The organism is Priestia sp. FSL R5-0597 (assembly GCF_038006305.1).
GTDB lineage: Bacteria > Bacillota > Bacilli > Bacillales > Bacillaceae_H > Priestia > Priestia zanthoxyli.
On sequence record NZ_JBBOUZ010000001.1, the window covers coordinates 3,143,286 to 3,169,370 of the forward strand.

The 26,085-nt window shown below is 38.3% G+C and carries 39 protein-coding genes and 1 pseudogene; 20 read left to right on the forward strand and 20 right to left on the reverse strand.

Annotation, left to right across the window (positions count from 1 at the left end; genetic code table 11):
- Positions 1-51: 51 nt before the first annotated feature.
- From MKX72_RS16180 to MKX72_RS16190, 3 genes are all read left to right on the forward strand, one after another.
- The gene (locus MKX72_RS16180) at positions 52-666 is read left to right on the forward strand and encodes an NAD(P)-dependent oxidoreductase (protein WP_034267848.1); all 615 of its coding nucleotides are present in this window, start codon (positions 52-54) and stop codon (positions 664-666) included.
- Positions 667-688: 22 nt separating this feature from the next.
- On the forward strand, positions 689-937 hold the full coding sequence (locus MKX72_RS16185; protein ID WP_033580533.1) for a hypothetical protein: 249 nt from the start codon (positions 689-691) through the stop codon (positions 935-937).
- 239 nt (positions 938-1,176) lie between these two features.
- Positions 1,177-2,256, forward strand: a complete 1,080-nt coding sequence (locus tag MKX72_RS16190) for a PrsW family intramembrane metalloprotease (protein WP_098627532.1) — start codon at positions 1,177-1,179, stop codon at positions 2,254-2,256.
- A 467-nt stretch (positions 2,257-2,723) separates the two neighbouring features.
- Here the strand turns inward: MKX72_RS16190 and MKX72_RS16195 are convergent, their stop codons facing one another.
- The 8 genes and pseudogenes from MKX72_RS16195 to MKX72_RS16230 form a co-directional block, all read right to left on the reverse strand.
- Positions 2,724-2,864 (reverse strand): hypothetical protein, encoded by a 141-nt coding sequence (locus MKX72_RS16195; protein WP_176343797.1) that lies wholly within the window; start codon positions 2,862-2,864, stop codon positions 2,724-2,726.
- Between the two features lie 240 nt (positions 2,865-3,104).
- Positions 3,105-3,377, reverse strand: a pseudogene (locus MKX72_RS16200) (manganese catalase family protein); the annotation flags it as partial.
- A gap of 36 nt (positions 3,378-3,413) precedes the next feature.
- Positions 3,414-4,370, reverse strand: coding sequence for a siderophore ABC transporter substrate-binding protein (locus tag MKX72_RS16205; protein ID WP_155007946.1), 957 nt, complete (start codon positions 4,368-4,370; stop codon positions 3,414-3,416).
- A 23-nt stretch (positions 4,371-4,393) separates the two neighbouring features.
- Complete coding sequence (locus MKX72_RS16210) at positions 4,394-5,152, reverse strand: iron ABC transporter ATP-binding protein (RefSeq protein ID WP_028414465.1); 759 nt, start codon at positions 5,150-5,152, stop codon at positions 4,394-4,396.
- Positions 5,146-6,093 (reverse strand): iron chelate uptake ABC transporter family permease subunit, encoded by a 948-nt coding sequence (locus MKX72_RS16215; protein ID WP_034267834.1) that lies wholly within the window; start codon positions 6,091-6,093, stop codon positions 5,146-5,148. The genes MKX72_RS16210 and MKX72_RS16215 overlap by 7 nt, the downstream gene beginning before the upstream one ends.
- Positions 6,086-7,036 (reverse strand): ABC transporter permease, encoded by a 951-nt coding sequence (locus MKX72_RS16220; protein WP_028414467.1) that lies wholly within the window; start codon positions 7,034-7,036, stop codon positions 6,086-6,088. Before MKX72_RS16220 ends, MKX72_RS16215 begins: the two co-directional genes overlap by 8 nt.
- Before the next feature lie 230 nt (positions 7,037-7,266).
- The gene (locus MKX72_RS16225; protein ID WP_033580529.1) at positions 7,267-7,467 is read right to left on the reverse strand and encodes a hypothetical protein; all 201 of its coding nucleotides are present in this window, start codon (positions 7,465-7,467) and stop codon (positions 7,267-7,269) included.
- 172 nt (positions 7,468-7,639) lie between these two features.
- A complete protein-coding gene (locus MKX72_RS16230; protein ID WP_033580528.1) occupies positions 7,640-8,446 on the reverse strand; it encodes a cell wall hydrolase in 807 nt (268 codons plus the stop codon).
- Between the two features lie 362 nt (positions 8,447-8,808).
- Here MKX72_RS16230 and MKX72_RS16235 point away from each other — a divergent pair, with 362 nt between their 5' ends.
- Positions 8,809-9,063: a hypothetical protein gene (locus MKX72_RS16235; protein WP_013057893.1), complete on the forward strand. Its 255-nt coding sequence runs from the start codon at positions 8,809-8,811 to the stop codon at positions 9,061-9,063.
- Between the two features lie 81 nt (positions 9,064-9,144).
- On the opposite strand, the gene MKX72_RS16240 is transcribed toward MKX72_RS16235, so the two are convergent.
- The 5 genes from MKX72_RS16240 to MKX72_RS16260 form a co-directional block, all read right to left on the reverse strand.
- Positions 9,145-9,309, reverse strand: a complete 165-nt coding sequence (locus tag MKX72_RS16240) for a hypothetical protein (RefSeq protein ID WP_013057894.1) — start codon at positions 9,307-9,309, stop codon at positions 9,145-9,147.
- A gap of 303 nt (positions 9,310-9,612) precedes the next feature.
- Entirely contained in the window at positions 9,613-10,176 is a 564-nt protein-coding gene (locus MKX72_RS16245; RefSeq protein WP_034267823.1) for an NAD(P)H-dependent oxidoreductase, read from the reverse strand.
- Between the two features lie 292 nt (positions 10,177-10,468).
- Positions 10,469-11,029 carry a signal peptidase I gene (gene lepB, locus MKX72_RS16250; RefSeq protein ID WP_028414470.1) on the reverse strand — a complete coding sequence of 187 codons (561 nt, stop codon included), beginning with the start codon at positions 11,027-11,029 and terminating at the stop codon, positions 10,469-10,471.
- Between the two features lie 86 nt (positions 11,030-11,115).
- Positions 11,116-11,475: a nuclear transport factor 2 family protein gene (locus MKX72_RS16255; RefSeq protein WP_028414471.1), complete on the reverse strand. Its 360-nt coding sequence runs from the start codon at positions 11,473-11,475 to the stop codon at positions 11,116-11,118.
- Positions 11,476-11,582: 107 nt separating this feature from the next.
- A complete protein-coding gene (locus MKX72_RS16260; protein ID WP_033580526.1) occupies positions 11,583-12,128 on the reverse strand; it encodes a CBO0543 family protein in 546 nt (181 codons plus the stop codon).
- Between the two features lie 281 nt (positions 12,129-12,409).
- On the opposite strand from MKX72_RS16260, the gene MKX72_RS16265 reads away from it, so the two are divergent.
- Positions 12,410-13,066: a DUF975 family protein gene (locus tag MKX72_RS16265; RefSeq protein ID WP_028414473.1), complete on the forward strand. Its 657-nt coding sequence runs from the start codon at positions 12,410-12,412 to the stop codon at positions 13,064-13,066.
- 114 nt (positions 13,067-13,180) lie between these two features.
- Complete coding sequence (locus MKX72_RS16270) at positions 13,181-13,594, forward strand: DUF1259 domain-containing protein (protein ID WP_154992041.1); 414 nt, start codon at positions 13,181-13,183, stop codon at positions 13,592-13,594.
- A gap of 115 nt (positions 13,595-13,709) precedes the next feature.
- Here MKX72_RS16270 and MKX72_RS16275 read toward each other — a convergent pair whose 3' ends face one another.
- Positions 13,710-14,039 carry an AzlD domain-containing protein gene (locus tag MKX72_RS16275; RefSeq protein WP_033580525.1) on the reverse strand — a complete coding sequence of 110 codons (330 nt, stop codon included), beginning with the start codon at positions 14,037-14,039 and terminating at the stop codon, positions 13,710-13,712.
- The gene (locus MKX72_RS16280; protein ID WP_034267817.1) at positions 14,036-14,761 is read right to left on the reverse strand and encodes an AzlC family ABC transporter permease; all 726 of its coding nucleotides are present in this window, start codon (positions 14,759-14,761) and stop codon (positions 14,036-14,038) included. The genes MKX72_RS16275 and MKX72_RS16280 overlap by 4 nt, the downstream gene beginning before the upstream one ends.
- A 95-nt stretch (positions 14,762-14,856) precedes the next feature.
- Here MKX72_RS16280 and MKX72_RS16285 point away from each other — a divergent pair, with 95 nt between their 5' ends.
- Positions 14,857-15,408, forward strand: coding sequence for a helix-turn-helix domain-containing protein (locus tag MKX72_RS16285; protein WP_028414477.1), 552 nt, complete (start codon positions 14,857-14,859; stop codon positions 15,406-15,408).
- A gap of 37 nt (positions 15,409-15,445) precedes the next feature.
- Here the strand turns inward: MKX72_RS16285 and MKX72_RS16290 are convergent, their stop codons facing one another.
- The gene (locus tag MKX72_RS16290; RefSeq protein ID WP_033580523.1) at positions 15,446-16,129 is read right to left on the reverse strand and encodes a TerC family protein; all 684 of its coding nucleotides are present in this window, start codon (positions 16,127-16,129) and stop codon (positions 15,446-15,448) included.
- Positions 16,130-16,401: 272 nt separating this feature from the next.
- Positions 16,402-17,385, reverse strand: coding sequence for a LacI family DNA-binding transcriptional regulator (locus MKX72_RS16295; protein WP_028414479.1), 984 nt, complete (start codon positions 17,383-17,385; stop codon positions 16,402-16,404).
- 160 nt (positions 17,386-17,545) lie between these two features.
- Here MKX72_RS16295 and MKX72_RS16300 point away from each other — a divergent pair, with 160 nt between their 5' ends.
- Both MKX72_RS16300 and MKX72_RS16305 read left to right on the forward strand, forming a co-directional pair.
- Positions 17,546-18,025, forward strand: coding sequence for an RrF2 family transcriptional regulator (locus MKX72_RS16300; RefSeq protein ID WP_013057917.1), 480 nt, complete (start codon positions 17,546-17,548; stop codon positions 18,023-18,025).
- Positions 18,026-18,043: 18 nt separating this feature from the next.
- Complete coding sequence (locus tag MKX72_RS16305) at positions 18,044-18,427, forward strand: nuclear transport factor 2 family protein (RefSeq protein ID WP_098627537.1); 384 nt, start codon at positions 18,044-18,046, stop codon at positions 18,425-18,427.
- Positions 18,428-18,464: 37 nt separating this feature from the next.
- On the opposite strand, the gene MKX72_RS16310 is transcribed toward MKX72_RS16305, so the two are convergent.
- Positions 18,465-19,289 carry an SPL family radical SAM protein gene (locus MKX72_RS16310; protein ID WP_155007942.1) on the reverse strand — a complete coding sequence of 275 codons (825 nt, stop codon included), beginning with the start codon at positions 19,287-19,289 and terminating at the stop codon, positions 18,465-18,467.
- Between the two features lie 436 nt (positions 19,290-19,725).
- On the opposite strand from MKX72_RS16310, the gene gvpA reads away from it, so the two are divergent.
- The 10 genes from gvpA to MKX72_RS16360 all read left to right on the forward strand — a co-directional run bounded on the left by gvpA (position 19,726) and on the right by MKX72_RS16360 (position 23,860).
- Positions 19,726-20,004 (forward strand): gas vesicle structural protein GvpA, encoded by a 279-nt coding sequence (gene gvpA / locus MKX72_RS16315; RefSeq protein WP_029714942.1) that lies wholly within the window; start codon positions 19,726-19,728, stop codon positions 20,002-20,004.
- Positions 20,005-20,027: 23 nt separating this feature from the next.
- Complete coding sequence (locus MKX72_RS16320; RefSeq protein WP_013057922.1) at positions 20,028-20,291, forward strand: gas vesicle protein GvpO; 264 nt, start codon at positions 20,028-20,030, stop codon at positions 20,289-20,291.
- A 23-nt stretch (positions 20,292-20,314) separates the two neighbouring features.
- Positions 20,315-21,085: a GvpL/GvpF family gas vesicle protein gene (locus MKX72_RS16325; RefSeq protein ID WP_155007940.1), complete on the forward strand. Its 771-nt coding sequence runs from the start codon at positions 20,315-20,317 to the stop codon at positions 21,083-21,085.
- Complete coding sequence (locus MKX72_RS16330; RefSeq protein WP_033580519.1) at positions 21,082-21,339, forward strand: gas vesicle protein GvpG; 258 nt, start codon at positions 21,082-21,084, stop codon at positions 21,337-21,339. Before MKX72_RS16325 ends, MKX72_RS16330 begins: the two co-directional genes overlap by 4 nt.
- An 11-nt stretch (positions 21,340-21,350) precedes the next feature.
- A complete protein-coding gene (locus tag MKX72_RS16335) occupies positions 21,351-22,175 on the forward strand; it encodes a GvpL/GvpF family gas vesicle protein (RefSeq protein WP_155007938.1) in 825 nt (274 codons plus the stop codon).
- Positions 22,172-22,423 carry a gas vesicle protein gene (locus MKX72_RS16340; protein WP_098627540.1) on the forward strand — a complete coding sequence of 84 codons (252 nt, stop codon included), beginning with the start codon at positions 22,172-22,174 and terminating at the stop codon, positions 22,421-22,423. The genes MKX72_RS16335 and MKX72_RS16340 overlap by 4 nt, the downstream gene beginning before the upstream one ends.
- Positions 22,413-22,697, forward strand: a complete 285-nt coding sequence (locus MKX72_RS16345; protein WP_047750481.1) for a gas vesicle protein K — start codon at positions 22,413-22,415, stop codon at positions 22,695-22,697. The genes MKX72_RS16340 and MKX72_RS16345 overlap by 11 nt, the downstream gene beginning before the upstream one ends.
- A 14-nt stretch (positions 22,698-22,711) precedes the next feature.
- Positions 22,712-23,029, forward strand: coding sequence for a gas vesicle protein (locus MKX72_RS16350; protein WP_016764858.1), 318 nt, complete (start codon positions 22,712-22,714; stop codon positions 23,027-23,029).
- Between the two features lie 32 nt (positions 23,030-23,061).
- Positions 23,062-23,190, forward strand: a complete 129-nt coding sequence (locus MKX72_RS16355; protein WP_255219776.1) for a hypothetical protein — start codon at positions 23,062-23,064, stop codon at positions 23,188-23,190.
- Between the two features lie 145 nt (positions 23,191-23,335).
- Positions 23,336-23,860 (forward strand): hypothetical protein, encoded by a 525-nt coding sequence (locus MKX72_RS16360; protein WP_028414482.1) that lies wholly within the window; start codon positions 23,336-23,338, stop codon positions 23,858-23,860.
- Positions 23,861-24,001: 141 nt separating this feature from the next.
- Here MKX72_RS16360 and MKX72_RS16365 read toward each other — a convergent pair whose 3' ends face one another.
- Both MKX72_RS16365 and MKX72_RS16370 read right to left on the reverse strand, forming a co-directional pair.
- Positions 24,002-24,442 carry a cell wall hydrolase gene (locus MKX72_RS16365; protein WP_013083968.1) on the reverse strand — a complete coding sequence of 147 codons (441 nt, stop codon included), beginning with the start codon at positions 24,440-24,442 and terminating at the stop codon, positions 24,002-24,004.
- Positions 24,443-24,531: 89 nt separating this feature from the next.
- On the reverse strand, positions 24,532-25,050 hold the full coding sequence (locus MKX72_RS16370; protein ID WP_028414483.1) for a dihydrofolate reductase family protein: 519 nt from the start codon (positions 25,048-25,050) through the stop codon (positions 24,532-24,534).
- A 90-nt stretch (positions 25,051-25,140) separates the two neighbouring features.
- Between MKX72_RS16370 and MKX72_RS16375 the strand changes: the two genes are divergently transcribed.
- On the forward strand, positions 25,141-26,076 hold the full coding sequence (locus MKX72_RS16375; protein WP_155007936.1) for a helix-turn-helix transcriptional regulator: 936 nt from the start codon (positions 25,141-25,143) through the stop codon (positions 26,074-26,076).
- Positions 26,077-26,085 lie beyond the last annotated feature (9 nt).

Consider the following 26,085-nt stretch of genomic DNA (forward strand, 5'->3'; position numbering starts at 1 on the left):
AAAAGAAAATTTCGTTTTTACTACCTACATTGAAACGAAAGGGTTGATCGTATGAACATTTTTTTGATTGGCGCAAGCGGCAGGACCGGACAGGAAGTAATCAAGCAAGCGATTAAAAACGGACATTATGTAAAAGCTTTTGTGCGAAATCCATCTAAGCTTAAGGTAACGCATGCGAACGTACACATCATACAAGGCGACGTGCTTGATTATTATGAAGTGTGTCAGGCTATGCGAGGGTGTGATGCAGTCATTTCTTGTCTGGGAACCGAAAATCTAGGGCATTCTACCCTTTTAGTAGAAACGACAAATCTGCTGATTCAATGTATGAACGAAAACGGAATTCAGCGTATCGCCTACACGGCTTCAGCCGGAATCGACGGAGAAATTCCAGGCATGACGGGCTGGCTTGCTCAGCGTATTTTAAAAAATGTGCTTCGCGACCATCACGAAGCCGTGAAGCTCTTGAAGGTAAGCGGACTCGACTGGACCGTTGCTCGGCCAATGGGTCTAACGAGCGGTCCGTTAACCACGTATTATCGTATAGGAGAAGCTAGCATACCAGAAAACGGACGCAACATCAGCCGTTCTGATGTCGCTCATTTTCTCCTTCAAGCCGTAGAAAACAACAGGCACATAAAAAAATCACTAAGTCTTTCGTATTAAGTGTTCTAAAGGAGTGTTGATAGTGAACCTATCAAAAATTTTTCTAAAAATAAGTCTTGTACTTTTAATGGCATGCGTCTTTATTGAAGGTAATTTCCAAGTGGCGCTTGGCATCTTTGCTGCTGTTTGCATGCTTGTCATCATTTTTGCCAAGCCTCTTTCAAAATCGCTGCTTCCTGCTAATAAAAAAACAGGAAAAAAAGACCGCGAAACATTAATGATGGTCATTGGTGTCATCATTTTTATTTCAGGAAGCTTTTTTATTGCGTAGTAGCATTATAAACATCCACATTTTTAATCATATAAAGGGCTGTGCTGTAAGTCGAATATTCGCCTTATGACGCAGCCTTTTTTAGCTTTCATGAGGTCTCTTTCAGCAATAGCTTCTGTACCATTCCATTATTTAAGCAAATTACCTGCCAAACCCTCTTATGCTTTTTTTCATCAACTCACATAATATATGTAGAAGATATCGTAAGACAAGCGTCAAAAGAAAGAGGAGGAAGATAAATGAAATGCCCCCATTGCGCTTATTCTAATCCGGAAGGGGTAAAATTCTGCTTAAATTGCGGCCATGAAATCGTGGACCACGATGAAAACTACAGCATATTCTACTTGTTTGCCCATCGTGTTGATAAAATTCCAAGAAATGAACGTTCGGTTGAACCTAAATTTCGAAATATATTCTCTCGAGTCTTCCGACAGCACAGTGAAATGGAAGCTGAACGGCTTTTTATTGTAGGAACAGGGCTTACGACTCCTAAAATAGAAGAAGTTGTAAATACATGGCCAAAGCCTTGGCTTTTTGCAAGGGTCTTTCTTATTGCGCTTGTTGCATACTTAGGACTATATCTAGGCGTAAGCTTATTCGAAAACATCAACTTTATACCCGGTCTTATTGTAGTCGGTGCTTTTGCAGTGCCATTTACTACGCTCATTTTCTTTTGGGAAATGAACGCTCCGCAGAATATTGCTATTTACAAAATTGTTTATGTCGTTTTTATTGGCGGAATCCTCTCACTTTTATTAGCACTTGTGTTTTATGATATTCTTGGAAATAACACAAACGTGATCGTGATTGGAATATGTGAGGAACTGGCTAAAGTTATCGCTGTTATTTATTTTGTACGCAATCTTAAATATAGATATATCCTTAACGGACTTCTCTTAGGAGCTGCAATAGGAGCTGGTTTTGCTGCTTTTGAAACCGCTGGCTATGCTTTGCGAGCACTTCTTTCCGGCAGCTTTCACATGCTCTATTCTACAATACTCTGGCGCAGTATTTTTGCTCCTGGAGGACATGTGGCTTGGGCTGCCTTGACTGGCGCTGCCATCTGCATCGTGCAAGGAGATAAGAAATTTCAGTGGAACATGTTGATAAAGCCCAAATTTCTCGGTGTATTTTTGCTTGTCGTTTTTATGCACGCTCTTTGGGACTCACCTATACTAGGTATTTTCCCAGCGGGACATACGATTTTAACGGTTATATTATGGATTTTGGTATTCAGTATGATTCGTATTGGGCTAAAAGAAATCGAGGATAAAAAGTTAGAGTTGACCCACTACAAAGAAAATCCTACACCCTCATAGGAAATATTCAGCGTACGTTAAGCTGCTCGTTTTAACTTTTTATTACCTTTATGTTTCATTTTAAAAATTGTTGTTACAAATTGTAAAAAACAGTATTCGAATTACCTGGACATGGTATGATAACCTAAATAACATGAAAGGGTGACTTGGTGGATGAACCTAACTGAAATTAAGCACATGATAGCAAATTTAGTAAATTATAGAGATAGCGACATTACTCATACTTTTGCCAATAGGTTTACACTAAGTTATTCAAACCAATTAAACAGTTTTCAAATCTGCGACATTGAAAACGATATTATTCATCGTTATAAAGAACCAGAAACAACTGCGTTAGCTCTGTTTAATATGATTCATAATCTTCCCAAGATCATGTATAGACATACTAATTCGTTTGAACAAGTCTAAAGCAGGAAAAAAAGCTCATTTATTAACTAGCATGAGCTTTTTTCTAGTTTTTGTCTATTTCAGTTATTTATAACCTTCTTCAAAAGAAGAATATCCTTTTTAATTGCCCGTCTAATTTCTTCAGCTTTACAGCGTTTGTATTCTTGTACTAAGCGATAGAGCTCTCTTTTAAATAAAAATTCATCTTGTTGACTACTCATAGCAGCATGCCCCTTATTAACTTTCTATCGCAAGCGATTAAAGAAAGTATTCCCTTTTCTTCTTATAAAAAACAATTAAATGAACACACATTTCATCCGAAGTTTATAAAAACAGCCAGATGTTCTTGCCTTTAGAGGAATAGCAGCTCAAAAAACATAAAAAAACATTGACTACTAGCCCTCAGTCAATGTTTTTTAAATTACTTTAGTTCTAATTCACTAAAGCTAATTCACATATTTTTAAGCGTTCATGTCTCCTAAACCTGGAGCGTGCTCATTTGGCATTTCAGATAAGTGAGGAACGGGAAAAGCTTCCGGTGGAGGCGTTACGCTCAAGTCTCCGCCATTTCTGCTTGGCGTCTGCCCTTGGAATATTTCTTCCATTCTGTGTGGATCTGACCTAAAATCAAATTGCGTGTTATGATAGCCCATCTCGACAAATTTTCTTCATTCAGGGTATTTATTAATATCATAATTTGGTACAGGGAAAAGCTTGCCCCAGTCCATGCATAAAAAAAGAGCTGGTTAAAACCAGCTCCTTTTTCTCTATTATTTCTCTATCCCTGCTTTGATTTCTTTAATCATGCCTGCCATTGACTCAAGGCCTCCTCCAGATAAATACCAAAGACCTGGATCAAGATACACAACGTGATTGTTTTTCACTGCATTGACTTCTTTTACATACTCATTTTCAACAATTTGTTTAGCAGATGATTTTTCACCAATTGCTGCGCCGCGGTCAACCACGAATAAGTAGTCCGGGTTTTGCTTAACTAAATATTCATATGCAATGCTTTGACCGTGCTTAGCCGATGGATCTAGGCTGTCGTCTGCTGCTTTGATACCAAATACATCATGAATTAATCCGTATTTAGACCCTGGACCAAATGCTGTCATTTTGCTGTCATTTGCCATCATTACAAGCGCTTTTTTATCTAGTTTGTCCGCTTGTTTTTTCAAATCTGCAATTTGCTTATCAATTGCTGCTAGCTCTTTTTTCGCTTGATCTTCTTTATCAAAAATTTGTCCTAGTACTTTTGTGTTTTCTTTAAATGACTTCATATAGTGCTGGTTGTCCGTATCGATATAGATCGTCGGCGCAATTTTTGAAAATTCATCAAATGAATCTGCTTGGCGGCCTTGAATAATAATTAAGTCTGGCTTTAGTTCTGCAATCTTTTCGAAATCAGGTTCTTTTAAGCCACCTACATTCGCATACTTATCATCTTGATACTTTGATAAATACTCAGGAATCGCTTGTTTTGGCAAGCCCGTTACTTCAACGCCTAGTTTATCTAGCGTATCAAGTGCACCCATGCTGAATACTACAACTTTTTTAGGATTTTTCTTAATTTTAATTCCGTCTTTATTGAACTGATCGGTTACCGTTACCGTTTCTTTTTTCTTACTTTCTCCACCTGTTGTTTCTTTTGCTCCTTGATTACCGCAAGCGGCCACAACAATCGCCGTTAAGACTGCTACAAACATTACTAACACTTTTTTCACTTTTGTCACCTCATGAATAAATTTTATGAAAAATAAACGCAAATACGCTGTCCGCCAACCGTTTCGATTGGAATATCCATATCGTATATATCCTTTAATACAGATGTTTGAATGATGGTTTCTGTTGGGCCTTCACGGATCACTTCACCGTTTTTAAGCGCCACGATGTAATCCGAATAGACAGACGCAAAATTAATATCGTGAATGACAATCACAATGGTTTTGCCTAAGTCTTCTACGAGACGTTTCAACAGCTTCATAATTTCAACAGAATGCTTCATATCTAAGTTATTGAGCGGTTCATCTAAGAAGATATACTCCGTGTCCTGTGCGATGACCATAGCGATAAAAGCTCGCTGACACTGTCCTCCGCTCAGTTCATCTAAGTATTTATCTTGAATACTTTCAAGCTTCATATAACTCAGCGCCTGATCAACCGCTTGTTCATCGCTTTTTGTTAACCGGCCTTTTGAATAAGGAAACCGGCCAAAATTTACGAGTTCACGTACGCTAAGTCTGATATTCAGCTGATTGGACTGTTTTAAAATGCTCATTTTTTTGGCTAAATCCGAGCTGTCAATATTCTCTATATTTTTTCCTTCTATTGATATTGATCCTGAGTCGGCTTTAATAAGACGGCTCATAATGGAAAGCAGCGTACTTTTCCCCGCTCCGTTTGGGCCGATAAATGACGTGATTTTCCCTTTTGGAATCACCACAGATGTTTTTTCTAAAACGGTTTTTTCTCCGTATTTTTTACTGACATTTGTTACTTCTACCATGATCTATTCTCCTTTAGCAGCAAATAAATAAAGTAAATTCCGCCGGCAAAGTCAATGATGACGCTCAGCGTGGTGCTGAAGGTGAACACTTTTTCAACAATAAATTCTCCTCCGACGAGGGCTATAACACTAAGCAGCAGTGATCCCATCATTAGATAGGTGTGCTTGTACGTTTTGAACAGTTCTCTCGCAAGGTTCACAACAAGCAGTCCAAGAAAGGTAATCGGCCCAACTAAAGCTGTGGCCACTGAGACAAAAATGGCGATCACAATCAGCATTTTTTTGACAAGCCTGTCATAATCAATACCTAAATTTACCGCATGTTCTCTTCCTAACGACAGAACATCAAAAATGGAGGTAAAACGCCATACGTAAATGCCAAGCAGGATAAAAATAACCGCTGCTATGTATAGCAAATCAGTATTGACATTGTTAAAGCTTGCAAATGATTTATCTTGTACAATTTGAAATTCATTCGGATCAATCAGCATTTCCATAAATGAAGACATGCTTTTAAATAACGTGCCGAACACAATTCCAACCAGTAAAATAAAGAAAATATTCTTACCGGCTTTTTTGAACATCAGTATGTAAAGCAAGACCGAAAAGATAATCATCAGCGAAACGCAAAGAAGAAAGTTAAGATTTTTGTTCATGATGACAATATTCGTCGAGCCAAAGATGTACACAATAAACGTTTGCAAAAATAAATACAGTGAATCCAGTCCTAGAATACTAGGAGTTAGAATTCGATTATTGGTAATCGTTTGAAAGATAACGGATGAAAACGCAATCGCTCCTCCGGTTAAAACAATCGCAGCGACTTTTTCAATTCTTCGCGGCAGCGTGTACTGCCAGTAGCCTAAATCATAGCTGATAAACAGCGCAGCCGACAAAATAGCCAGCGCGGCGAGAATAATAATTTTATATTTGTTATGCATAACGACCTCTCCTTATCAGCATAAAAAGAAAGATCGCACTTCCTATTACACCGACCATTAACCCAATAGAAACTTCATAAGGGAAAATAATGACTCTGCCTAAAATATCGCACGCAAGTACGAATACAGCTCCAAGCACCGCTGTATGAGGCAGGCTTTTTCGTAAATGATCTCCACGGTAAATCGATACGATATTTGGGATGATTAATCCTAAAAAAGGCAGCATGCCAACGGTCAAAATCGTAATCGACGTAATAAGCGAAACAATGACTAATCCAATGTTTACGATTTGTTTGTATTTCACGCCTAAATTGATTGAAAAGCTTTCTCCCATACCAGCAACCGTGAACTTATCTGCGTAAAGATAAGCAATTATTAAGAGCGGTATACTCAGGTATAAAAGTTCATATCGCCCTTTGACTACTAGCGAAAAGTCGCCTTGCAGCCATGAAGAAAGGTTTTGAATCAAATCGTATTTGTAAGCGATGAAGGTAGCTAGGGAACTTACGATACTGCCGAGCATTAAACCAACTAGTGGAATATAAATCGTATCGTTAAATTTAATTCTGTCTAGTATTCTCATAAACAATAGATTGCCCGCAAGTGAGAAAATGAAAGCAATGCTCATTTTTAATAGAGGACTTGCTGAAGCAAATACTAGTAGAGAAATCAACACACCAAGTCTTGCCCAGTCCATCGTTCCTGCAGTTGTTGGAGAGACAAACTTATTTCGCGTAATTTGCTGCATAATTAACCCGCAAATACTAAGGCTCATTCCCGCCATAATAATACTCAAAAGCCTAGGAAAACGACTAAAAAACAGCGTTTGGCTTTCTTCTTTTGTTAAATGAAACAGATCCATCGCTGACAGGTCTTGTACTCCTACAAAAAGAGACGAAACCGCTAGTACAGCAAACACAAGAATTAACTGATAAAACTTCAACTTTCCTTGCTCCTTTCTTTCATCTAGAAGTCTAGTTATCTCCTCCTCTATATCATATGTAAATGATTATCATTATCAATTGACTACCCCTATAATACCATTATTCTCTAAATAATCAATGGTTTTCTTAAAATTAAAGCAAAAAAATGCCTTAACAGATGGATCTGTTAAGGCATTTTAAGGTTCAATTAAACTTAAAAAGAGCTATTTCTCTCTTCATACATAAGAGATTAAAACATACCTAACTCGCCCTCATTTAAAGACGAATAATAGGAATAAATGATCTGGACTGCTTGTTTCACCGCTGTTGATTTCCGTGCAAGGCCTCGCTTTCCGCGGGCGGCCGATAAGCCTCCTCTTTGCATGGGCTCCTGCGGGGTCTCATTTGTTCCATTTTCTCCCCAGGAGTCTTCTCCTTCCCCTCCAATCAACAGCTAGAAGTACCTCTACATATACGAAACCTACGTTCACCATAACAAAAAAATCCAAACTATCAATATTAATAGTTTGGATTTTACTTTAACCAAGATACTTTTGTAGCAGACTCTTTGTATGAATATTACATATATATGAAATATATGTTTATATTTGAAAGAAATCTACTTATTTTGCAAATACATGGTTTCCGATAACTGCCGTTACTTGCTGCGTTGCAACCCATTGGCTTTCAGCGATTTTCGGATTATAGAAAAACAGCGCATCGTTTTCATGCGGGTTTGATAATGCTTCGCTTACCGCTCGTTTTGATTCTTCTGATGCAGGTTGATTAATTGCTCCGTTTGCTACTGGTGAAAATTGATATACGCCGTTTCCTAGCTGCTGATAAATAACGTCGTGAATGCTATTTGGGAATTCCGGTGAAGCTACACGGTTTAATACCACAATTGCTACCGCTACTTTTCCTTGGTACGGCTCACCTTTTGCTTCTGCCTCTACTAATCTAGCTAGTAAATCTTGATCTTGTGCAGAAACCGATGTAGACGGAGCAGTTTGTGCCGGCGCCGGTGCTTCTCCTTGAAGTTTTAATGTTTGTCCGATGGTAATGATATCACTTTGTAAACCGTTAACAGCTTTTAACTGATCCACAGTCATGCCGTTTTGTGTTGCAATATGATATAACGTTTCGCCTTGTGCTACTGTATGTACAGATGTTGCCGGACTAGCGGCAGATTGTACTTGTCCCTGGTCAGGAATCGTTAATGTTTCTCCAACGTAAATCATGTCGTTTTGGCGGTTATTAGCGCCTTTCAGCTCATCTACCGTAACCCCATTTTGTTGGCCAAGCCCCCACAAGGTATCTCCTTTTACGACTTTGTGCGAAGCTGCTGCTGATGCTGTTCCTTGACTTGCTAGAAATGCTACAGACGCTGCAGAAGCAACTGCCCATTTTTTTACACGTTTTTTACTCACAAAAACTACCTCCTAAAATTTGAACCTGTTATTACCTTAGCACATAGATTCGCCTTTTCATTAAAAAAAACAGTAACATTTGTTCTAATTGGATTAAGTTTCTTACAGTGCCATTCATTATGTTACAACTTTTACATGACCCTTAAAGAATATGTAGAAATATGACGATTTCATTGCGAAACGCGCTTTTTATCTGTTTACTTACATTCCTCTTTCTGTAAAAAACTTGATTTAATTATGATTAATCGCAGAGATTAAAAGGAAAACAGCAGTCAAATAGAGAAATAGTGTAACTATTGAGGAATGATTCAGCGCTTCTTTGTCAATTTACGTTTGTTTATTAATAAAGGAGGTCCATTTGGATGTGTGCAAATAAAATGTATGTAACGTATAATACGGAAAAACCGGCTATTACGATTCAAGGAGCTTTTTATCATACGGGAGGAACGCAGGAAGAGTTTTTGCGGGAATTCAAGTACTGGCTTGAATCTCACGGCTGGTCATTTATGGGCGTAACAAATGAAACGACCATGACAACGGCGAACAAAGAGTTAAAAGAAACGATGGAACAGCATAAAATAGAAGGCAAAAAAGTTCAAAGACTAGAAGATTTATAACGATTGCTTCTATGACCCTTCACACATGTCCAAACGCCAATATGTAAAAAAGCCTTTAGATGAGCTAAAGGCTTTTTTACATTAACGAGAAAGGGCGACCACCTTCTGATTTTCTACTCTCTCTTCAACAGGCTTTCTCATTTCTTTTTCCGTCCATACGCCAATGCGTTTTTGTCTTTTCCCAAGAGGCTGTTTTTCACATGCATAGCAAATTTCTGAAATATCATCAAAATGAGCTAACGACATCTTTATCCCTCCTTTTCTAAATATACACAGGCAAGTTAGTATGTTTCTTCCCTTATTTTCCAAAGCTAAACTGCTTCATCTTATATTTAAACAATTTATAAACAAACGGAATAAATAATTTCTACTTCATTATCATTTAGATTGTTTTATTTAGATATAGACGGGTAAACAAAAACTACCCCACCTCACACCCTGAAGTTTGAAACTGTCACATAAAAAAGCGGCTTTATCTAAGATAAAGCCGCTTTTTTATGTTTTTTTCTAGAATCTATAGAGCCTCTCAGAAAACGATCAACTCTATTTTTAACGATGCTCTCCTATTCCAAATACTTCTGCTACATGATTTTGTAATTTATGCTTGTAGTGATCAATGTTTGGATGTTTAACTACATCGTGAATAGAGTACGTTGGAAGTGGACTCATACCGACGTACTGATTCATTTTATGCAAATGCATAATGGCTTCGTCTAAACTTTTTCCTTCATAGAAAGCTTCGTCATTGTTAAAAATCGCTTCCGGCGCATTCCATGTAAGAGAAAACATGTATTGTTTCCCTGTTAATAAGCCGCCTCGCCCGTATTGATTGGAACCTTTAAAGAAAATGTTATCCATATACACGCGATCAATATATTGCTTAAACTTTCCGGGAATGCTGAACCAGTAAATAGGCGTCTGCATAATCACAACATCAGCCCATAGCCACTTTTCAATTTCTTCTTCTACTTCGTAGCCTTTATCAACCACCGTTGTTTTAATGTCAAATTGATCAGCGAGTAAATGCTGCATTTCATTAAAAATCGTCTGGTTTAACTCTCCTTTTGACTTTTTATAATACTCGTGTCCATTAATGATTAATACGTTTTTCATGCTGACCTGCTCCTTTCCAAAATCCTTACTTCTTTATCTTCATATATCTGTATACCCATAAAAACTGCTTATCTATCAGTACTACCTCTTACTTTGAAGTAACATAGGTACCTAGAAGTCCCTTTTTAAACACCCTTATGATTTCCTAAATAAAGAAAAAAACAAGATCTAATTTACTAATTTCTTAGAAGATGTTTAACTTGCATAAAGCAAATCGTTTTTTTAAAATCAGTTCTTTTCACCCAACAAAAAAAGACTGACGGATTAAATTTCGTCAGTCTTTCTATCTTTTTTATTTCGGTTCGCCCACTTCATTTAACGGATAGTAGCGAAACTGCACTTTTCCGATCACTGATTTTTGTGAAATAAAGCCAAATGCTCGTCCATCATGACTTACAGGACGGTTGTCACCCATTACAAACAGTGAATTTTTCGGCACTTTCACTTTGCCATCAGTTGCGGGCAGCGTTTGAAGCGTAAAATCTTCCGTGAATTTTTCATTAGGTGCAAGAGATTTTTTAGATTCTTTTAAATACGGCTCTTTATAAGCTTTTCCGTTAATATACAGAACGTCGTTTTTCATTTCTACCGTATCTCCTGGCAGTCCAATTACACGTTTAATATAATTTTCATCTGCATCCGGTGCATGAAATACAATCATATCAAAGCGATCAACATCACTGATTTTATTTAAAATAACGCGATTTGAATCTTCAAACGTTGGATACATCGATTCACCGTGAACCGTAGTTGGCGCAAATAAAAAATGGCGAACTCCCACTACAATAACCAATGCAATAACAATGGACTTAATCCATGAAAACACTTCTTTTTTTACGTTATTTTTGCTCATTTCAAAACATCCCTTACGTCAAAATATACTTTCATCATAGCATCAAATAGAGGGAAAGTATAATAATAACCGAATAATCTTATTTATTACTCACCGTTTGTCACTGTGCCTTGATGGAAAAACAAGCGCCACTTTTCTTCTCTTTTTCGCCAAATAGAACTGCGAAGCGTCTTTTTTTCTGCCGTATGGTTCATAAGATGATAGGTAGTTAATACGCAGTCAGGAGACAATACGTCTACATGAAAATGAGAGATCTCAAATACATCTGGCGAAAGTACATGATTGTTATTGTAATCTTTTCGTTTCCATACCCTTCCTGAACTGCCAAACTCCACGTAACCATCTGCAAGAATGTTTGAAAGCTCTTTAGCAGAGGTTCGTATCTCTGATTTTAAGTGGCTGCATTCTAACTCATAAAATGTTCGGGTGATATTCGCTTTTTCCACTTTCACAGTCTCCTCTCATTCTTTCTTACATTTATTATAAAGGAATACTGCCGTTTTCCCTTAAACAAATAATACTCCTATCTCAAATAGACAGGAGTATTGTTTGTTTAGCTAACGCTATAGCCTCTCTTCTTACCCGCAATCCAATCGCTAATCATTTTCACGACAATTCCCATGACGAATACGGTAAGAAATGAATAAAACATCGACCAGTTCAGCAATTGGTACAAATACAGCGCTTTGAATATCGGAATGCCTATAAAAGCAATAACGGCAGACGTAATAATATGTGCGATAAAGAAAGATTTCCATTTGCTAAAAAATTGGTAGACGAGTGCGATACTTACCGGAATAATAGCAAAGTCAACCGTATTGAAGCGATCGGTAAATGGAAGCATCTGGTGAGGATAGCACCACAGATTAAAAAATTTACCGAATTCATCTACCAAGCCGACTATATCAAAGCTGATAAAAAAAACGAGAAGCATAAAAAAGAGACGCTGTCTATCAATAAAAAAGTAAAAAAGCAGCAGGAAAAGTGCATTTATCACTACTATGAGCCACCACTGAAAACTAAAAAGATCTTGATGAACCCAATAAGAAAATTCTTTTTCGTTTAAGACTTGTTGCATCATTTTAATCATTTCAAACATAGAAATCCCTCCTATCTTAGAAAGTCTTTCCATGAGGGTTTCACTTCATACTAAAATAAAACATCGCACACAGTGCTTTTGCACCTCCTCCTTATTCAAAAGCAGATTGTACCTACTTAGAGATTTCTATCTGTCTAGTAAATTTTTTTGCAAGAGCGCTCTTTTCATCTCAGAACCTATTGACTATTATTTTCATTTCATACAAAATTAACAATTGTGCATGGTTTACATGTTAATACGAGCAAAAAGATACTGTTTTGCAACATTAAAGGAGGAACAACATGAACATCGGTACGATTAAAAGAGAAGCTAAAGCTTCTTTAAAGAATCGCTGGGGACTTGCGATTCTACTGACGGTGGTGACGTACGGAGTATATACGCTTCTGCCTATTCCATTTGAAATTGTGGCAAGCGGAGGCTATGACAATTGGATGAAAGATGAATCTGATTCCGCTTCATGGATTTCAACTGCCTTTGCTATTGTCTTCTCGCCTCTTCTGATGGCGAACTACTGGGCATTTTTAGGTCTAGCACGAGGTGAATCTGTTCGATTGGGGCACTTGTTTAAAACATTCCAAGACTTTGGCCTTTATGTAAAGTCATTAGGAATTTATGTACTTATGACTCTTTATGTGATGCTGTGGTCACTGCTCTTACTGATTCCTGGAATTATTAAAGCACTGGCATATTCACAAACGTACTATATTTGTAAAGACAATCCTACTTACTCGATGAATCAAGCGATTACAGAAAGCCGCAGGTTGATGAATGGTTATAAAGGACAGTACTTCCTCCTGCTGCTAAGCTTTCTTGGCTGGTTTTTATTAAGTATTATTACAGTAGGAATCGGCTTTTTATGGTCTATTCCATACCTTTCTGCTTCACTTGCTCGTTTTTATGAAAATTTGCTAAACGAACGTTCATCGCATGCTGAATAATAAAAAAATCCTCTTCATCGTGAAGAGGATTTTTTTATAAGAACACGGTTTGCATAAGTGAAGCTCTTATGTCATAAAGCTTACTAAGAGTATAGAAGAAAGGCAGGGGCTTATATGTATACTACAAGTGAGATATGTCAGCAGTTTGGCCAGATTTTAAACGCTAAAAGCAAAGTTAGTCCAACAGGATGCTCAGTGTCGCTTAAAAGAAGCTTTCAGGCTTCTGTTCAAGGGCGGAAAAGCAGCTCTGTCGTTCCGGTTGGCGTATCATTTGAGGCGATAGACGCGCAGGGAAACGCGTTAAACTTGGCTGAGATTGCTATTTTGCAAGAAGAAATCCCTCGTTTTACAGAAGCTGCTGCGCGGCAAGGTCTTATCGTAAGCGCTTTGCATAACCATTGGCTTTTTACAGAACCCGTCCTTATGTATCTTCATATTCAATCTGTAGAGCCTCCTTTGCATTTTGCAAAAAAAATGGCTTTTTGTTTTACAACGCTAAGCAGCTTGCCTGTTTCAACAGACGTATAATAAAAAAGAAGCACCTTTTAAAAGCATGGTAGAGCTATAAAAGATGCTTCTTTTTTATGAATGAACATATTATGAGTAGACTCAATTTTATCTTCAACTAAACGAAAAGCCTCTTTTATGAAAATAAAAACAAACGAAGCAGCGCCATCATTCCAACTCCGCTAATAACGGTGATGGATAAACTTTTTGTTTTCAGCGCAATCAGTAAGGTTGGAATAACTACGATGATGACGGGCCAGTTAATTTTCACACTGTCATTTGTTTGAATGATAAAGTTCTGTACAACAAGTGCTGTTAAAATACAAATAGGAATATAGGACAGCCATTTTAATACGGGTTCTGGCAGCGCGATGTTACGCACAACTAAAAACGGAACAATACGAGGAACTACGGTAACAAGGGCACACCCTAAAATAATGATAAGTGTTGAATAGTGGATACTCATTTATCCGTCACCACCCCAATCGTCGCTACAATAATCGTTGAAATTAAGACAGCTACATGTGAAGGTACCAAAAAAGACAGCACAATCATAATAATCGCCATATAAAGAATTAAACGTAAATAATGATTAAGTTTTGAAGGTAACAGGCTTTCGATTTGTAAAACAAGCAGAGCTAAAAACATAGCCGTTAAGGCAAAATCAAATCCAAAGGCTTCCGGGTCAGATAGCAAATGCCCAAAAATGGCTCCCATCGTACAGGCGATAATCCAGCTGACGTAAGCCGTTATATTTAATCCGTTCATCCAGCGGTCATTAATTGGCTCCCCTTTTGCAATTTTATTTGAAGACACTCCAAATGATTCATCCGTCAGTAGTGCTCCAATTCCGACGTTTTTTAATAACGAATATTTTGTGAATTTAGGCGCGACCGTAGCACTCAAAAGAAAATGTCGTAAGTTAACGATGAATGTTGTGAGAATAATAGCTGAAATCGAACTGTTCGCAACCATCAGTGCACAAATAATAAACTGAGCAGCCCCGGCATACACGAGCGCTGATAATAAAGTAACTTCCATAACGGAAAGATGCGAGGACACGCCGACAATCCCGGCGGCAAGCCCTATGCTTATGTAACCGAGTAGCGTAGGGACACAGTCCTTGGCCCCTTGTCTGAACGTTAGATCCACTTTTTCTCTCTGCTGTACTGCTTTTTCTGCGATCACCGTACTCCCTCCTTTTCTGCTATATTATACATCTATACGTTATATTAAACAACGGTATGTTATACTATCTTTATAATCATTAAAGGAGTACAACAATGGACGCGATTCAAGATATTATTGCTAAAAATCTTGTTAAACTACGAAAAAATCGAAATTTGACGCTTGATCAAGTTTCTGAATTAACAGGTGTGAGCAAAGCAATGCTTGCACAAATTGAAAAAGGTAAATCCAGTCCGACAGTTACTACGCTTTGGAAGATTGCGAACGGCCTTCAAGTCTCTTTTTCTGTATTTATAAAAGAAGACACTCCGGATGTGCAGAAAGTAAGCATAAAACAGCTAGATCCCATCACGGACAACAAAGGTGATTACTTAGTGTATTCTTTTTTTCCTTATCACCCGGAAAAAAAGTTTGAAATTTACATTGTTACATTAAAGCCCGGATGCGTGCATGAAGCAAAAACTCACTTAGGAGATGAATACTTACTTATTAAAGAAGGAGAATTAACGGTTCGTTTTGAAAGTGAAGAACATGAATTAGTCTCAGGAGACGCTCTGCATTTTTCAGGAAATACCTCTCACAGCTATATCAATTCATCTGAAGAAGAAGCAAGCTTTTTTTTACTTATGCACTATCCCGAATCATAAAAAAGAGCGTACGGATCATCCGTACGCTCTTTTTTTATTAAGCTGCGTGGGCTTGTTCTTTTTTCATTTTTTTGTTTTTCATGTATCCAATACTTACAACCGCAATCGTTAAGATAGCTTGAACAGCAAGATGTAAAGCTGTACTTGGAACAAATCCACCAATAATTTTATCTTCAACAATCATTTTTCCAGCAGACCATGCGAGCATCGCCGCTCCAGCGTAAATGATAATCGGAAATTTTTCCATTGCTTTCATAATAAAGCTGCTTCCCCAAATAATAATCGGAATTGAAATTAATACACCAATCATAATTGGAACAAATTCATGAGCTACACCAGCTAGAGCTAATACGTTATCTAATGACATGACCGCATCTGCGATAATAATCGTTTTAACCGCACTCCATACCGTTGCTCCACCTTGAGGGTTATCGCCGTGTTCGTGATTATCGGCTAATAATTTATACGCGATCCAGACTAGCATCAAGCCGCCGACCGCTCCGATTAATGGAATTTTTAATAATGGGACAATAATAGCCGCAAATAATAATCGAAGACCAATCGCGCCGCCTGTTCCAATTAAAATCGCTCTTTTTTGTAAGTCTTTTGGTACGTTACGAGCCGCCATTGCAATCACAATCGCGTTATCTCCGCTTAAAATTAAATCAAGAAAAATAATTTGCAGCAAACCTTGCACTGATACGCCAATTAGTTCCTCCATAGTTACCTCCACCTTCTCTTTTTATGTAACGTTTCTCCTCTAAATGTCCGAGCCTTTTCCTCCTTTTTTATAATTGAATACAAAAAAGACCCTTACCAAATAAGCGGTAAAGGTCTTGCTAACAACATAATGTCGCCAACAAAGCCGAGAGATAATCTCTGTAATGACGACTTTGCTGTTAAAGCTACTCCCCTTTAGGAGATACGTTCAATTATTTGTTTGTATTTACACCATTCATACTATAGCATCTCCTACATTCTGTCAATCGTTTTTTATGTAAAACGATTGTCAACGCTTTCTCTTTCAATCAATTCGTAGTTCGAAAGTGTAAGCTTTTCGACTTCTTCGCCGTTAACTAGCTTGATAATTCGCTGTGCTCCCATTTGGCCCGCTTCTTTATAGTAATATTTTACGGTTGTTAAGCTCGGATGAATCACACCTGTAATTTCATAGCCTCCAAAGCCGGTAATGGATACATCTTCAGGAACGCGCAGTCCGTTTAAATAAGCTGCCTTTAACGTACCAAGCGCAATGTTATCGGTCGCACATACAATCATGGACGGGTTAAATTCTTTCATCACTGCCGTAGCTGCTCCGATTGCATCGCTCATGTTAAAGCTTGTTTCATAACAGCGGATCTCGCAATCGCTGTCTTTAAGACCTTGCTTTACCCCTTCTTTTCTCTTTACACCTACAGCTATGTCCTTTTCAGTTACGCCTAAAAAAGCGATTTTTTTATGCCCTTTTTCCCCTATGTACCTTCCAATGTCGCATGCAGCCTCGTAATCTTGGTGAATTAAACTGTGAACTTCTTTATGCTCCTGTCCAATTAGCAAAACGGGAATTGAAATCGTACGGAACGCTTCCAAATGAGCTTTTGTAATCTGAACGGCAAGCAAAATAATACCGGCTACCTTCTGCTTAGCCAGCGTATAAATATTTTCAATTTCTCTTTCTAAATCTTGATTAGAATTGGAAACAATCATTTGATAGTGGTGGTCTCTAAGTTCTTGGTCAATACCATCTAATGTGCGGGAAGTCGCAAAAGAACCCATGCGAGGAACAATGACACCGATGATATTTGTTTTTTTTGCTTTTAAGCTTTGAGCAAAAGCATTTGGGCTATAGTTTGTTTCTTTAATAATTCCTTCAATTTTTCGTTTCGTCGCATCGCTCACAGACCCTCCGTTAAGGTAGCGGGATACAGTGCTTTTTGCTACTCCTGCAAGCCGAGCGATATCTGCAATAGTTGTCATTCTCTCATCTCCGTATTTTGTTGCTGCTTCTTTCACAGTATACACGAATATCGCGTGTATATTAAGTAACTGCTTTACTTTTTGATTCATAAGCGGTATGATAACCTAAACATGGATAATCATTATCCACGTTGTACACATATGGCAGGAGATGATGTTTTTGCATATGAAAACAGGCGTTGAGCAATCGGTGTATGCCATTTTGCTGCTTACGTTTTTACCTGAAAAAGCTGTGCTGCCAGGAGATGTTATAAGCACTCAGCTTGGGGGTTCGCCTACGTATTTTCAAAAGCTTCTTCGCAAGCTGGTTAGCGCTGATTTACTTGCTTCCGTTCCTGGTAGCAAAGGTGGATTTCGCTTAAAGAAAACGCCGGAAGAAATTCGTATTTATGACGTATACGTAGCCATTGAAGGCAAGCAGTCTCTTTATTCATCAAGCGGTATTTTTCACGATATGCTTAATTTAAAAGACAAAGATATTTGCTTATTATCCGATTTAATGGAAGAAGCCGAATCTTCATGGCAGTCCATTTTAAAACGGCAAACCATTGCCACGCTTACAAATGAAATTCACAAAAAATGTCCAAAAGAAAACCTGGACATGCTAAAAGCAACTGTAGAAGAAAAAATGGTGCTGTAGCACCCAAAGGAGATTATCATGGAAAACTTAAATAGATATTTTGATTTATTCGATCAATCACGTACAAGCGAACAAGCATTTGAAGAATTGGTGAGCCTTTTTTCAGACGATATCGTATTTGTCTTAAACGGCCACGAAAAGCAAGGCATTGAAAACTGGAAGCTGTTTGTGAAAATGGTTTTTAAAGAAAATGCTGATATTAAGCATATGTTCGAAGGCTGGAAAGCAGTTGAAGGTACGAACATGTTTGAAACTCCTTGGGCAGTATGCGGAAAACGTGCATCTGGCAGCGTATTTACTCAAACAGGAAAAGATATTGCTAAGCTAGATAAAAACGGGAAGATCAGTTATTTAGAAAACGTACCTGATGACACAAACATGTTTGATACGTATAAAAATTAATATGGAGAAAAGAAGGGCTATATAGGCCCTTCTTTTTTTACGGCGCAAACCCTTCTTGAGAAAGATAAATCATCGAAGAAGGATAAAATTTTTCAAAGTAACGAATGGCTTTGATATGAATGTCTTTGTCATACCAGTCTAGGAAACCGTGCTGATCAAATAGTTCCGGCATCCCTAGCCTTTTAGACGTTTTCCCTAAGGAACCATCTCCTAAGTACAAGGTATCAATGCAAATCCGGTCCATCATTCCTTCTATTTTCTCAGGAAATTCAGGCGTGAAAGGAAGCATTGGAGCAATGGCTACTTGCGTTGAAATTCCGCTTTCTTTTACTTTTTTTAACGCATTCATACGAAGTTTCATCCCCGGAGCATAAGGAGAAAAAATTTGTTTTACATCTTCTCGGTCTGTTTCAATAGTCATCGATACGCGAAGGTCACATACTTTTTGAAGCTGTAAAAGCAAATCAATATCTCTCGTCACAAGCGGCGATCTTGTTTGAATCAGTAAAAAATCAGGGGGATGATTGATCATTGTTTCTAAAAGAGCTCGACTGATGCCTGCTTTACGCTCAGCCGGCTGATAGGGATCTGTCGCTGAAGACATAAAAATGCACACCGGCTGCTCTTTTTTTCGCAGTTTTTGTATTTCTTTTTGATAGACTTCAGCTGCGTTGACTTTCAGCTCTAACCACGTCCCCCACTCCATTTCTTTAAAACGCTGAATTGGCAGTTCTCGCACGTAGCAAAATTTGCAGGAGAATGTACATCCAGCATACGGATTTAAACTATGAGTATAACCGGATGCCAAAAAGCCGGTCGCTTTTGTTAAAATACTTTTCGAAACCACGTCTTTTTGGTTCATCTTTCTCACCTCTTTGTCCAATAAGTATATCAAGTTCACAAATGAAAAAACTACTTTCCACATGGAAAGTAGCCCTTTATGTTTTCAACTCATCAACTTTGATTTTCTTTTTTTTCACTTGTCGTTTCAAGTAAAGAGGTTAAATATGAATTTAACTCAAATTGGTCCTTTTCAATAAAATCAGATAATACCGGCTGCTCTTCTTTTCTCATCTTTCTCCACTCCCTTTGTTTTTTATGTATGTGTTTTCAATCATCAATGGATAAAAGTAATGTACTTAACTCTACCCGTATCTAAACAAAAATAATCATGGTATTTTATACTATTTTTACATTTATGTACGTTTTATTTGTATATTTTTTACAACATCACGCACATTAATAGCAAGATTAGCAAACGCATCTATTCTACTATGCAACATGAGAGGGTTTTCATCATGACGATTAACAAATCAAACGATTGTTCTAGTCTAGCTGAAGTAGTTGACCGCATTTTAGATAAAGGTGTGGTAATTGACGTATTCGCTCGTATTTCCGTTATTGGTATTGAATTGATTACCATTGAAGCTAGAATCGTGATTGCGAGCGTGGACACATGGCTGAGGTACGCTGAGGCCATTCGGCTGCTTCATAACGAAAGAGAAGATTTCCTTTCTTCCAATAACAGCGGAAACAAACTTGAACAGCTAAACCTTTTGCAAGATTTAGATTTATAAACTCATAAAGGTGGATTAGAGAAGTGAAAGTAGCCGAAATCATGGAATCCGTGACTGATTTTTTTAAAGAACACGTCGCTCCTCCTCATCGAATTATTTCGTATGAATCGATTCAAAATGGAGGATGGAAAATAACACTTGAAGCTTTTGAAGAACAGGAGTATATGAGGCGCTATGCAAAAGACGAACTGCTTGGTATCTATGAAGTGCTGGTCAATAAGCAGCATAACATTACGTCTTTTTCACGTACCAGCCTGCGCTACCGAAGCTCCCCAGCAGAGAAGTAAGCCTATTATTTTAAAGGAAAGGAATGAAACAGAAATCGATGAGTGAAGCAACGGGCATTTACATTTTTTGCAGCATTCCTGCCACCGAGGCGCATACGTTTGGCAGCGTCACGATTGATCATCAAGAAAGAGCTACTTTTACCATTCACTACCGAGATGCAGCTATAGTGGCCGCTGCCTTTCCTCTTAAAATTTATCACCCTACCAAAGAGAATGTCACAGCGCACCAGCAGGTGATTTCCAAAGTAATGAATAAGCATGATTCGGTCATTCCAATCAGCTTTGGCAATGTATTTCATAGTCAACAAGATGTTGAAATGCTGTTAGAAAACTTATATCCACAGTTCTCCTCCCTTTTCCCACAGTTAAAAGGAAAAATAGAAGTCGGACTAAAAGTAATTGGGAAACCGGACTGGCTGAAACAAAAAGTGGGGCAAGACTCTTCTTTGCAGCAAGTGCGAAATCCGCGTTCTGCCAGTGCTGATTTTTATAAACAAATTGCGCACGGAGAAACAGCTCAGAAATTCTTTTTAAAGCTTCAGCATGACTGTAAAAAAGAGCTGTATCAACATTTAGAACCGATGGCTGAAGCGTCTAGACTTAACCCTCCTATTGTTGAAACGATGCTTTTGAATGCTTCATTTTTAATTGATCGAGAAAAAGAAGCAGCGTTTGATGAACGTGTAAATGATCTGTATGAAAAGTGGAAGCACAAAGCCGATTTTAAATATTCCGGACCGTGGGCCGCTTATAACTTTATCAATATTCAATTAAAAGTAGAAGAGAATGTATGATTCATAAACTGCTGTTATCTCCTGTCACGCTCATTGTTAAAGTTGGGCAAAAAATCAAAGAAGAAGCGGATAAGGAACTGTATGACGTTTCTTTTATTCAGCAAAAAATCGTTCATCTTCAAATGATGTATGAGCTTGGAGAAATACCAGAAGATGCATATATGGAAAAAGAAAAAGAACTGCTGCTTAGGTATGAAGCAGCAAAAGAACATGAATTAAAAAGATGGGAATCAATGACGAAGAAACAAAAGTGAGGTTGAAAGAGATGGAAAAGCTCATTTATTTATATGGTCTAGTTCCAACCGAAGAAACTAAGCAAATTTCCTTCCCCGCCCTTGAAGGCATGGACAAGAACAACCCTATCTATACTCTTTGCTTTGATGATATTACCGCATTCGTATGCGACTTGCCAAGCGTTGAGTATTCAGAAGAAATGCTAAAAGAAAAGATAGAGCAAGATATGAAATGGCTGCAAGACAAAGCTATGCATCACCATGAGACCCTTCTTTTCTTACAGAAGCACTACACGCTTCTTCCAATGAAATTTTGTACTGTCTATAAAAGCAAGGACAGCTGCCAAAAAAGCATTGTCGATAACAAAGAAAAAACCCTCTCTTCTCTTCAGCTTTTAAAAAAATCTGAAGAATGGAATATAAAAGTGTATGCCCATACGAATCATTTAAAGAGCTACCTCTTGACATACAGTGAAACGATCCAAAAGAAAAAAGAAGAAATAAATACGTTACCTCCGGGCAGGCAGTTTTTTGAACGTAAAAAGATAGAAAGGCTGATTGAAGAAGAAACAGAAAAAGAGCAGCTTTCGCTTTGTGACCACCTGCACAGTGAGATAAGTCCCTACGCCGCTTACCACACAATCAAAAATAACTGGAGTCAAAAAATAACCGGCGACAGCTACAGCATGTGCTGGAACAGCATCTACCTTTTGTCCAAGAGCAATGTGGAATCGTTTCTAAAAGCCATTAGCAACAAGCAAGCGCTTTACAAAAACATGGGACTGAACATTGAAGTAACAGGACCATGGCCTGCTTATCATATCGACACTCTCCGCTCGGAGAAAGATGCGGGATGACATCGCTGCGAAAACAAACGCTCGAGCAAAAAGACATTGCCCTCATTGATATATTGGATGTGATCCTCGATAAAGGAATTGCCATTAAAGGTGATTTATTGATTTCAATTGCCGGAATTGATTTAGTCTATCTTGATCTGCGCGTACTGATTTCTTCTGTAGAAACGCTGATAGGCTCTCATGATCGTCAAATCATTTCTTCTGAGCAGTTTGAACAGGAAACGGAGGCGTTGCGAAATGGAAAATAACCCTAAACGGAACGGTCGCATTGAGCTGAGTGCGGAAAATGCTGAACAGGGCCTAGCACAGCTTGTTTTAACCGTCATTGAATTACTGCGGCAGCTCATTGAAAAACATGCGATTCGCCGAGTCGACAGCGGAAACCTGACGGACGCTCAAATCGAAGATCTGGGCGTGGCGTTGATGAAGTTAGAGAACAAAATGGAGGAGCTAAAATCAGTGTTTAACTTTACAAATGAAGATTTAAATATTGATCTAGGTCCGCTGGGAAAAGTGTTATAACAAGGAGTGAAAAAATGGCGGCGGAACATAACGGGCATCTGGGCACCATTGTAGAAGTATTGGAAAAAGTATTAGATAAAGGTCTTGTTATTGCTGGAGATATTAAAGTGCAAATTGCTGATGTTGAACTCTTAACCATAAAAATTCGGCTGCTTGTCGCTTCTATTGATAAAGCAAGAGAAATTGGCATGGACTGGTGGGAAACAGACCCTTACCTATGTTCAAAAGCAAATCAGTCTTATCAAAAACTCCAGGCGGAAAATGACAGTTTAACGCAGCAAGTTGCCTCTTTAACACAGCGAATTCAAGATGATTTGCTTTCGCTTGATTAACAGCTCACTTCATAGAAGGAGGAATGACAAACATGAATCATGAACAAAAATCCACGCTGTCTCCTGTTTCACAAGAGCAGCAAAGCCCCGATACTCAACTAACGGAAAAAGAAGAGCGTATGCCGGAGTATACGCATACTTCGCTTAATCCAGACTCATAGAACAAAAAGAGAAATGCCTCGGCATTTCTCTTTTTAATGTTTCTATACTTTTCTTCATTAATCATGACGTTGAGACAAATAAAGGTAAAGATAATGAACATGGCGAATGAATACCATTATCTATTAATGACAAAGGAGAACGAGCATGAAGAAAAAAGTGATGGGAGCAATTTATGCTCTTTTAACGCTGTTCATTTTAAGTGCCTGCAGTACCGAAGACGTTGTGACAAATAATTCAGATCCAAAAGTTTCTGTTTCTACTACAGTTAAACCGCTGACGAAAAAAGAATTTAGTGAAGTTGGAACATCAGGGTTAACAGGCCCTTCTAAAAAAGATTTTCACAAAGTACATATGACTCTTACTTTACGCGGTACGAACTACCTGTCGGATATTCAAGTTAAGCTACCTAACTATAAAGAAGCTTTTAATAACATGAAAGACGATCAGCAAACAAGATATTGGTTTGGCAGCGGTGCAGATGAAGAGCAAGAAAACAAAAACATCTATACAAGGGAATTTGTCCTTTATACGAAAGGCTTAACCGATAAGCAAATCAAAGATATTTTAGCAGCAGCTAAGGTAAAGACGTCCTGGGTGGTAAAGGATACAAAAGCGAAGGATCAATCCGAATTTGCTGCTGGTAAAAACATAAAATTTGAAGCAAAATGAGACATGCACCAATTAGCAAAAGCCCTCTTTATGAAAAGAGGGCTTTCTCTTATTATATGAAGAAGAATTACCTTGTCACCTGCAGCTAACGGGTTGGATTTGAGGCCAGACTTTCAAAGCGCAGCATATCTTCTAAGCTATCTACCCGTTATAAACGCTAGCGCATGTTCCAGGCTTTGGCTCATAGTAGCAATGATTTTTGTATTGACCAGAAGCGGGTTGACCGTACCATGTTGGAGGGCATGGAGCGGATGGGTTAAAGTACCACAGTGCATATTTCCCCGGGTGTTCTCTCCAATAATCCAAATTCTTTTTGGCTAACCTTTTTTCAACACCTCTTGCTCGTTGATAAAATACATTTCCTTTTTGAACAGCCTCGAACGAATAGTTGCCTCCCTGCACCTGATAAATAACTTGCGGAACGGATCTTAAATTCTTGAAATCTAAACAGTTTGCTTTAAGGCGATTTACAATGACATTTCCAACATACAGCATGCCTTGTTTTCCTTCGCCTTCAGCTTCTGCTCTCATCATCCTTGCCATTAAAGCAACGTCTGAATCTCGATAATTTACTCTTGGCATTTTTTCACCCCAAAAATATACTATGAAAAAAAGCCGGTCTTGATGTCACTGTCCCTAAAATAACAGGAATTGAATGCTCCGCAAAAGGCTTATCCTCTTTTGTAATACAGCTGAGCAATTTGTCCGTACTGCTTCATATTAGTGAGCTTGAAGTTCATTTCTGGAATTCCTGGCTTAAACAATGGAATACCAGCTCCAAGCAAAACGGGAATAACCGATATAATAAATTCATCCACCCTGTTTGCTTTTAAGAAATCAGCGAGAATATCAGCACCTCCCACCAGCCATATTTTTTTCGTATCTTGATTGAGATTGTTGAGAAATGACGCCACGCTTTCGTTTATAAACTCAACATACTGATCTTTTCCTTGAGCTGAGCGGCTAAACACGTAGCACTTTTTATCGAGATACGGAAACTCGGGTGTGAGCTTCAGCACGTGATCGTACGTAGCCTTTCCCATAACGACCGCATCACACGTTTGATAAAACGCTTCGTAGCCGTTGTCCCCCTCTCCTTCTACGCTTTCTAGCCAGTCAATCTCTCCGTTTTCTCTTGCGATATACCCGTCTAAGCTTGCGGCAATATATACGACGATTTTTTTCTTCATTCCCTTTTCTCCTTTCAACTTTACTGTTTCTGTATGATATCATCTTAATACGACACTTTTTGTCATATTAAAAGAAAAAGGTGAAAATAAATGGCTAAGTCTAGACGGCTTGTTGATATGCTTATGTTTATTAATACAAAAAGAACGTTTACGGCAAAAGAACTAGCGGAGGAATTTGGCCTTTCTGTACGGACCGTTCAGCGCTATTTGCTGGACTTAAGTGAATTAGGACTGCCTCTTTACAGTGAAAAAGGACGGAGCGGTGGTTACAGAGTGTTAAAAAACCGTATTCTCCCTCCTATCTTGTTTACGGAACAAGAAGCTATTTCGATCTTTTTTGCTTATCAAGCTCTGCAGTATTATCATGACCTTCCGTTTGATGCAGAAATTCATGCGGCTCTTCAAAAATTTTATGTGTACCTGTCTGAAGAAACGAAGAAAAAAGTAGATAAAATAAGTGCTCATATTGCGTTTTGGAATCCTAAAAGAAACTTAGACACTCCTTATTTAAAAGAGCTGCTAGAAGCAAGCCTTACAGGAAAATATATTGAATTTCTTTATGATTCAAAGACGGGTCAAACAAGAAAAGAAGTCAAACCCCTTGGCATTTATGCTCATAACGGCTTGTGGTACTGCCCCGCTTATTCCTGCGATAAGCAAAAAGTATTATTGTTTCGAGCAGATCGTATTCACTCGTTAAAAGTTTTAGAAAAAGACGAAAAGATGTCTCTTACGTTAAAAGAATGGCTTGAAACAGAACCAGTAAACTCACAGCCGATTTCGTTAAAAGTAACCTTGACGCACGAAGGCGTTCGTCAGTGTAAAGGCGTTCCGTGGCTTGAAAATCACGTGAAGGTAACGGAAGACGGGGGCGGCTATATCGATACGATAACTGATGGAAATGAATTAAACTACATGGCTTCTTTTTTCTATACCTTAGGTGCTCATGCTTTAATTGAAGAACCTAAGGAGCTAATTGAAAAAATTTGCTGTCACGCAGAAGAAACGCTAAGGCGCTATAAATGAGGTGGGGTT